Origin of the sequence: Kitasatospora sp. NPDC085879, from assembly GCF_040686255.1 — a bacterium.
Classification (GTDB): Bacteria; Actinomycetota; Actinomycetes; order Streptomycetales; family Streptomycetaceae; genus Kitasatospora.
Genome location: NZ_JBFBJZ010000144.1, coordinates 1 through 7,053 on the forward strand (window position 1 = coordinate 1; position 7,053 = coordinate 7,053).

11 protein-coding genes and 1 pseudogene are annotated in these 7,053 nt (G+C 71.1%); 6 read left to right on the forward strand and 6 right to left on the reverse strand.

The window, feature by feature from the left end:
- Positions 1–439 precede the first annotated feature (439 nt).
- Entirely contained in the window at positions 440–685 is a 246-nt protein-coding gene (locus tag AB0P35_RS40950; protein WP_095877645.1) for a hypothetical protein, read from the reverse strand.
- Positions 686–1,344: 659 nt separating this feature from the next.
- Here AB0P35_RS40950 and gvpJ point away from each other — a divergent pair.
- Together gvpJ and AB0P35_RS40960 are read left to right on the forward strand one after the other, a co-directional pair.
- A complete protein-coding gene (gene gvpJ, locus AB0P35_RS40955; RefSeq protein WP_095877644.1) occupies positions 1,345–1,767 on the forward strand; it encodes a gas vesicle protein GvpJ in 423 nt (140 codons plus the stop codon).
- 125 nt (positions 1,768–1,892) lie between these two features.
- A complete protein-coding gene (locus AB0P35_RS40960) occupies positions 1,893–2,492 on the forward strand; it encodes a GvpL/GvpF family gas vesicle protein (RefSeq protein ID WP_363521481.1) in 600 nt (199 codons plus the stop codon).
- A gap of 319 nt (positions 2,493–2,811) precedes the next feature.
- Here AB0P35_RS40960 and AB0P35_RS40965 read toward each other — a convergent pair whose 3' ends face one another.
- The gene (locus AB0P35_RS40965; protein ID WP_257019575.1) at positions 2,812–3,456 is read right to left on the reverse strand and encodes a hemolysin III family protein; all 645 of its coding nucleotides are present in this window, start codon (positions 3,454–3,456) and stop codon (positions 2,812–2,814) included.
- Between the two features lie 559 nt (positions 3,457–4,015).
- On the opposite strand from AB0P35_RS40965, the gene AB0P35_RS40970 reads away from it, so the two are divergent.
- From AB0P35_RS40970 to AB0P35_RS40985, 4 genes and pseudogenes are all read left to right on the forward strand, one after another.
- Positions 4,016–4,165 (forward strand): hypothetical protein, encoded by a 150-nt coding sequence (locus AB0P35_RS40970; RefSeq protein ID WP_179419756.1) that lies wholly within the window; start codon positions 4,016–4,018, stop codon positions 4,163–4,165.
- 165 nt (positions 4,166–4,330) lie between these two features.
- Complete coding sequence (locus tag AB0P35_RS40975) at positions 4,331–4,738, forward strand: DCC1-like thiol-disulfide oxidoreductase family protein (RefSeq protein WP_363521475.1); 408 nt, start codon at positions 4,331–4,333, stop codon at positions 4,736–4,738.
- A gap of 219 nt (positions 4,739–4,957) precedes the next feature.
- Positions 4,958–5,185, forward strand: a pseudogene (locus AB0P35_RS40980) (hemerythrin domain-containing protein); the annotation flags it as partial.
- A 43-nt stretch (positions 5,186–5,228) separates the two neighbouring features.
- Entirely contained in the window at positions 5,229–5,459 is a 231-nt protein-coding gene (locus AB0P35_RS40985) for a hypothetical protein (RefSeq protein WP_363521483.1), read from the forward strand.
- A gap of 229 nt (positions 5,460–5,688) precedes the next feature.
- Here AB0P35_RS40985 and AB0P35_RS40990 read toward each other — a convergent pair whose 3' ends face one another.
- From AB0P35_RS40990 to AB0P35_RS41005, 4 genes are all read right to left on the reverse strand, one after another.
- A complete protein-coding gene (locus AB0P35_RS40990; protein WP_095877766.1) occupies positions 5,689–5,844 on the reverse strand; it encodes a DUF6131 family protein in 156 nt (51 codons plus the stop codon).
- 168 nt (positions 5,845–6,012) lie between these two features.
- Positions 6,013–6,174 (reverse strand): hypothetical protein, encoded by a 162-nt coding sequence (locus AB0P35_RS40995; protein WP_218835846.1) that lies wholly within the window; start codon positions 6,172–6,174, stop codon positions 6,013–6,015.
- Complete coding sequence (locus AB0P35_RS41000; protein ID WP_095877765.1) at positions 6,149–6,715, reverse strand: hypothetical protein; 567 nt, start codon at positions 6,713–6,715, stop codon at positions 6,149–6,151. Before AB0P35_RS41000 ends, AB0P35_RS40995 begins: the two co-directional genes overlap by 26 nt.
- Positions 6,706–7,053, reverse strand: a 348-nt coding sequence (locus AB0P35_RS41005) for an RNA polymerase sigma factor (protein WP_363521478.1), incomplete at its 5' end; no start/stop codon positions are given. The genes AB0P35_RS41005 and AB0P35_RS41000, both read right to left, overlap by 10 nt.

Sequence of the window (7,053 nt, forward strand, 5' to 3'; positions counted from 1 at the left end):
GCGCCCCCCCCCCCCCCCCACCCCGCTCGGGGGGTCGCGCGCCGGTGTGTCGGCGGGGCGGGGGCGGCCGTGACCACGGCCGCCGACGCCGGAGGCATCGGTGGGCGGCGCCCGGTACGGAGCCGGGTGTGGCACGGGCAGGCGTCGTGTGCGGACTACGGCTGTGTCCGGGTGGAGTGACGTTGGCTGCGGTGCGGGCGCGGCGGCGCCGGGACCGGGCGGCGGGCGTGCCGGCCCGGGTGGACGCCGGACAGGTGGCCGGGTACTGCAACGCTGGGGCATGTCGGCGCAGGACATGGCGGACGCGTCCGGCGTGTCGGTGACCCTGGTGCGCCGACTGCTGCGCCCGAGGGGTGCGGCCGGTGCGGGTGCCACGGACGACGGCGGACGCGGTCCTAGGCGGGCCCCTGCTCCCGGCGCAGCCGACCGCACGGTGGGGTCACCGTCGTTGGTGGAGCTGATCGCGTTCGGCTGCCAACTGTGCGACGAGTCCTGCGTCGTCCACGGGTACTCGGTCCGCGAGGTCGCGGAACAGCTGCAGCGCCTGCAAGGTGCTGGGCTCGGTGAGGAGGACGGACAGCGGCGGCTCGCCCGGCTTGGTGGACCGTTGCACGAGGACGAGCACCTCGAGCTGCTCGTTGCGGGTCAGCCGACCGATCCGGGCGTCGCCGGTTCGCCGCTGCATGTCGCTCCAGCTCACGGTGTGGCCATCGGCGGCTGCTTTGAGCAGCGCCCCGCGGACCGGCCGTGCGACATCCGCGAGGAACGCGGCATGAGCCTGCCGTTCAGCGCGGGCCTGCTATGCCTGGGCTCTCGCCTGTGCGGCCGCGAGGGCTTCGCTCGCGCTGCGCCCGGCGTACGACGTCGACCCGAATGGTGTCGACCAGGGTCCGCTCGCTGGCGGAGGTGTCCTCGCTCTGGATCAGCTCCTAAACTTGAGAGAGCAGATCGCCAACCGGCTCCGGTGGACACTGCCACCGGTCGCCCGGAGTTCTGAGTGCTGCTCCCGTCGGCGCTCGGCCGCTTCGCGTTCCGCTGCTTCCCTGCGAGCGGCCAGCCTGGTGTCGCCGCAGGCGGCAGCGCATTTCCCCGGATGCGCCGCCGCCTGGTTGGCGCCCTGGACGGCTGGCGCATCAGCAGGACCGGGTCATACGCAGGTTTTCGAGTCGGAGCCCCGCAGGCCGATGTCTGTCCGGGATGGCTGTTGTGCCGGCCACCGGCGGGTGCCACTGAACACCGGCGGGTGGCCTAGAGGGGGGCCCGCGTTGGCGGTGAAGCCGACCGAGACCGGCGGGCCGGTTCGGGCCGCGGCGCGGTCGGCGCGTCCGGTGAGAGGAGAGCGTCATGACGGTAGTGCCGCAGGGAGGTGGAGGCGCTGTCGCGACCGGGGGCAGGAGCTCGGGCACGTTGTACGACGTCGTGGAGCTGATCCTGGACCGGGGTCTGGTCATCGACGTGTTCATACGCGTCTCCCTGGTGGGAATCGAGCTCCTGAAGATCGACATACGGATCGTGGTGGCCAGCGTGGACACCTACCTGCGATTCGCGGAGGCCTGCAACCGCCTGGACCTGGAATCCGGCCGCAAGGCCCCGACCCGCCTGGTGGACCTGCCCGGCGAGATGAACCAGAGCGGCGCGCACGGGAAGACCAAGGGCGCAATCACGGGCGCGGTGGAGGCGGTGACGGACACGATCCGGCAGTACACGCAGGACCGCGACGAGGAGCCGGCCCCCAGACCGCGCCGCACCCGGCCGCGGGAGGAGTGAGTGGGCATGGCCCTCTACGTCTACGCGATCACCTCGCACAGCCACCCCACGCGGCTGGAGGACGTCGCCGGGGTGGGCGACCGCCCGAGAAACTCTCCACCATAAGCACCTCAGACCTGACCGCGATCGTCAGCGCCGCCCCCGACGACCTACGGGCCCGGCGCCGCGACCTCCTCGCCCACCAGGAAGTACTGCGCCACCTGATGGCCGACGGCAGCGTCTTACCGCTCCGATTCGGCGCCCTCGCCTCCGACGAACAGCAGATCCGCGACACCCTGGAGGAAAACGCCAACACCTACCACCAGCGCCTGCAAGCCCTAGCGGGATGCACGGACTACCTGCTCAAGGGACCGTACGAGGAAGCCGCCCTGCTCCGGCAGATCCTGCAGGACACCACCGAGGCCCGACAACTGAACGAGGAGAGCCGCCGCACCGGCGACCCGAATCTCAAGATGCGGCTCGGTGAACTCGTCGCCCGCGAAGTCCAAGCCCGCGAGCAGGCCACCGCGGCCCAGGCCATCGAGGCGCTGCGCCCGTTCGCGCGGGCCGTCCACGAGAACGAGGCCCGCGGCGAGGACTTCCTCAGCGCCTCCTTCCTGGTGGAGGAGGACCGGAGGGAGGAATTCACCGCCGCCGGGCAAGAGCTCGCCGAGCGATGGGGCGAGGACTGCCGGCTTCGGCTACACGGTCCGCTACCGCCCTACACCTTCGTCCAGGAACCGTAGCCAGGGCCAGCCGAGGGCCCGTGGATGGTCCCTGCCATGGCGATCCTGCGGCCTGGCCACCTTCAGGCCGTCGAATCCCAGGTCTGCACGATCGTCCCCGGCAATGAGCCGTAACCGGGCGGAGCACGCGATGGTGCCGTCGGGTCAGTGGCCGGAGGCACCGGCCTGATCCTCCAACCCCCGTGACCTAAGTTGCCTGTCCGCGGAGCGGGTTGCGTCCTTCACCGCCCGCCTCGCGGTCGTCGCGTCTTTGCTGAGCGCGATGCGGCCAGGGGGGCTGCCCCCGGGGGCCTGTGCTTCCGCACGTGCCTGGGCACGCTCATGTGGCTGCCAGGAGGATGGCCGTGTAGTGCGCGGTGAAGGCGGCGATGGTGAGGGCGTGGAAGACCTCGTGGAAGCCGAACCAGTACGGTGACGGGTCGGGGCGTTTGAGTCCGTAGACGACGGCGCCCGCGGTGTAGAGGAGGCCGCCGGCGATGACGAGGACGACGACCGCGGTGCCGCCGGTGCGCGCGAAGTCGGGCAGGTAGAGGACGGCCACCCAGCCCAGGGCGACGTAGCAGGGGGTGTACAGCCATCGGGGCGCCCCGATCCACAGGGTGCGGAAGGCGATGCCGGCCAGGGCTCCCGCCCACACCGCGGTCAGCAGTACCACCTGCGGGCGCGCGGGTAGCAGCAGCACCGCCAGCGGGGTGTAGGTGCCGGCGGTGATCAGGAAGATGTTCGCGTGGTCCAGCCGCCGTAGGACTGCCTCCCCGCGTGGGCCCCATGTTCTCCGGTGGTAGATGGCGCTGGTGGCGAACAGCAGGCAGGCCGACAGTGCGTACACCGAGCAGGCCGCCGCTGCGGGAGCCCGGCGTGGGAGGGCGATCAGGACGATGCCGCCGGCCAGCGAGAGGGGGAACACGCCGGCATGCAGCCAGCCGCGCATTCGCGGCCTCACTGCAGCCGCCGCGTGCTCCACGCCGCCCTCCGGCCCGCCGCCTGTCTGCCTGGCAGCCGGTCGGGCGATTGTTTCGGCAGGCGAGTCGGCTGCGGGGGTACGGGGGGTGCCGGGGCAAGGCGCGGACTCCCGTCCGTGTGCCGGTGGCTGGGCGTCTTCGCCGATCACGCGCTCATTTTAGGAAAAGGCGGAAGAGAGTGCGGCCGACGCCGCCCCGAGACGATTCGCATCGTGCTGGATGACATCGCCCACGGCCCGCTCCCCGAAATCGGCTTCGAGGCCGATCGGCACCAGCACAGACCGCCTCGTGCAGCAGATCGCGCAGACGACCAGCGGCTCCGTGTGCATCCCCGAATGGTTTGGGAGGGGTGTGGGTGGCCGGGGGAGTGGCGACCAGGCCTGGGGGCGAGGTCCGGCCACGGTGTTGAGCTTGCGGTGCACCGGGCCCGTTCGCGCGCCGGGCCGCTTCAGTTGTGCCAATGAGATGAGTCCGTCGCTTGGACGCCGGTGATCTGTGATGTCGCCATCGCGTATTCCGCCCAGGGGCCGGGTGGTTCGGGGCCGGCCGGGGTGTGGGCGGGTGGCCGCGGTGGTGGCCGGCGGTGTCGATGGCGTCACGCAGGGCGGGCAGGCCGGTGATGGCGGCCTGTTCGGCGAAACGGGCCAGAAGCCTGCGTGGGCCCCGCTGGTCCCGGTCGCGGACGGCTTCGGCGATGGCGGCCACCAGTGATGCGGTGGGGGTCGGGGGCGTGCAGGCATGGCGCCTACTCAAAGACACCCTCAACGGCCTCTGAATTCCGTCGGCGTCCCGCCCTGCCGGCTGCACCGCTGACACAGCGGGCAAGGACCGCGAGCCGCCCGGGCCGGCATGCGCCGCCGGAGGAGAATCGGGGGTATGGCCGATGATGTTGTCCGGGAACCCGTGCTGATCTTCGACGGTGATTGTGCCCTGTGCACGGGATGGGTGGCGTGGGCGAAGCGCCACTTGGGGGCTGCCCGGTCGTCCGGCGCTTGGGAGGCTGTCGCCTGCCAGTTCGCAGATCTGTCGTCGTTGGATGCCCGGGCCGGCGGACGGGGCGAAGTGATGGCCGAGCGCGTCCAGCGCGGTCCGCTCTGGCTCACTCCATCAGGGAAGGTCTATGGCGGTGTGCAGGCCGTGGCCCGCCTGCTGATGCGCTCGGGCGGGGCATGGTCGTACGTGGGCGGTCTGCTGGCACTGCCGCCGGTCGATCTGCTCGTGCGTCTCCTCGGCCTGCCGGTCATCAGGCGCTGGCATCCGACACAAACCGGCGGAGCACCCTAATCCCACCAACCTGCGGCCCGCCGCACAACGGACCCGTTTGTGCCCTGCGTTGTCCGGCGGATCCCGTTGCCGAGGTCTTCCGGCAGGAAGTAGGAATCCGTCTGGCAGGCGGGTGACGTACCCGGTGGAGTTCAGATCCTGGTCGACGGCCCCGGCGCGGCTTCGCGGACGGCCTTGCCGCCCGGCCGGGCCCGCCGGCCACGGAAGCGAGGAGCAACCATGTCCACTGACGCCATCGTTCTGCTCAAGGAGGACCACAAGGAGGTGCGTCGGCTCTTCCGGGAGTTCGAGGCCGCCGATGCTGACGCAGCCGAGGTCAAGGCCGACCTGGTGAGCAGGATCGTGGAGGCCCTGACGGTCCACACCTTCATCGAGAACGAGGTCATGTACCCGGCGGTCCGCGAACGCGTTCCCAGCCTGGAGCAGGACGTCCTGGAGTCCTACGAGGAGCACCACGTAGCCGACCTCCTGTGCGCCCGAGCTCGACGTGATGACGCCCGACGACGAGCGGTTCGACGCGAAAACCACCGTGCTCATCGAGACCGTCGGGCACCACATCGACGAGGAGGAGAACGACTGGTTTCCCAAGGTGCGCGACGCCCTGGGCCGCAAGGAACTCCAGGAGATCGGGGCCCGGATGCTGGAGGTCCGCGCGACGGCACCCCACCGGCCCGAGCACCCGGGCTCGCTCAAGAAGGCCGCCGACGCGCTCCTGGGGTGACGCACAGGCGGGCCGCCCCGCTCTGCTGCCGTCATATGTGCCGTTGGCGGCGACGCGCCCACGGTGGGTGGCTGCCAACGGCGGGTCGGGGGCGCTGCCGCACGCCGAACCGCTGCCCTGCCACGGCCGGTCCGGAGGGATCGGAACTGAGCGCCCCGGCGGCGCGGTCGGAACCCGCTGTGCGGACTCGCGACCGCGCCGCCGGGCCTGGGATGGCCTTGGGTGCATCTCAGTAGTAGTGGCGGCGGCCGCCGACCTGGTGGCCGACGGCGCCCAGGATCCAGAGGATCAGGCCGATGACGACCAGGACGATGCCGATGGTCCACAGGATGGAAATGCTGGTGAGGAATCCGATGACGAGGAGGATGACTCCCAGGATGATCACGATGACCTCCGTTGTGCGTTCCCCCCCTGCCGATGTGGGTTCTCCGTCGGTGCGGAGGTGATGCTTCGCCTCTCCTGTGTTCCGCCGGTGTCTCTGAGGAATTGCGTGCGGTGCCGTTCCGGTCCGGCCCGCCGGAGCTAGCTCTCCCGTGTCCGGTGTCGGCGGTGGTCAGGGGTGTGGGGTGAGGGTGGTGGTGAGGCCGGTGAGGAGGATGTCGAGGCCGCGTTCGAGTTCGGCGGCGCCGTCGTATGTGGCCAGGGAGGTGACGAGGCCGATTCGAGGGCCGGTCCAGGGTCCGGACTCGTTATTTCCTGTCGTGGCACATGGCATCGCGGTCGGGGCTGGGGGGTGTTTTCGGGGTGTGGAGGTCGTTGATGGTGATGTCGACGCGTGTGACGGCGAGTTTCAGGGTGTGTTGTGCGTTGTGCAGGACGGCCTGGCGGACCTGGTCGGCCTGGGGGAGCAGGGGGTGGGACGGGTCGGCGGTGAGGGTCATGGTGGCGTGGATGGTTCTGCCGTCGGGGGTGGGTGTGAGGCGGCAGCTGCCGGCCCGGGCGGTGCCGGCGTTGTCGGCGGCGCGGCGCAGTGTTTTGGCGGCGGTGTTCTCGTCGATGTGATGTCCGTGGGCGGGGTCGCCACGGAAGAGCCGTCGTCCTCGTCGGTGTTCGGCCCGTACCGCGCGCATGACCCGCTCTGCGAGGGCCGTGCTCCAGCTGTCGGGTCCCTGGGCGCGGAGGGCCTCGGTGGCCTGACGCAGGAGGCGCTGCTTGTCGGCGTCGGCGGGGTCGTCGGGACTGTCCGGGTTCCGGTCGGTGCCGGGCCGGGGCCGGGTCGGGTCGGCTGTGCGGGGTGGGCGGTGTTCTAGCGCCATGGGGCCATCGCCTCCGCGAGGGATCGGCGTGCGCGGAACAGTCTGCCGCGTACCGTCTGTTCGCTGATGCCGAGGGTTCGTGCGATCTCGCCGTAGTGCATGCCGTGGAGTTCGCGCAGGATCCAGCAGGCCCGCTGGCCGGGGTCGATGCGGGCCAGTGCGCGCGCGAGGGCGCGTGTGGCGGCGTGGGCCTCTGCCACCTGCTCGGGGGCTCCGAGCGCGGCGAGGGCTGCGGGTTCGGGATGGATGTCGAGGGGGACGGCAGGCATGGGACGGCTGCGCAGGAGGCTGAGGCAGCGGTTGGTGACGATGCGGTAGAGCCAGGTGCGGAACGCGGC

What these genes read in the sequence shown, in the direction of transcription:
- AB0P35_RS40950 (WP_095877645.1), bottom strand. Translation starts at nt 685, where the DNA reads ATGCAGCGGCGAACCGGCGACGCCCGGATCGGTCGGCTGACCCGCAAC.
- AB0P35_RS40995 (WP_218835846.1), bottom strand. Translation starts at nt 6,174, where the DNA reads ATGCCATGTGCCACGACAGGAAATAACGAGTCCGGACCCTGGACCGGC.
- AB0P35_RS40985 (WP_363521483.1), top strand. Translation starts at nt 5,229, where the DNA reads ATGACGCCCGACGACGAGCGGTTCGACGCGAAAACCACCGTGCTCATC.
- gvpJ (WP_095877644.1), top strand. Translation starts at nt 1,345, where the DNA reads ATGACGGTAGTGCCGCAGGGAGGTGGAGGCGCTGTCGCGACCGGGGGC.
- AB0P35_RS41000 (WP_095877765.1), bottom strand. Translation starts at nt 6,715, where the DNA reads ATGGCGCTAGAACACCGCCCACCCCGCACAGCCGACCCGACCCGGCCC.
- AB0P35_RS40975 (WP_363521475.1), top strand. Translation starts at nt 4,331, where the DNA reads ATGGCCGATGATGTTGTCCGGGAACCCGTGCTGATCTTCGACGGTGAT.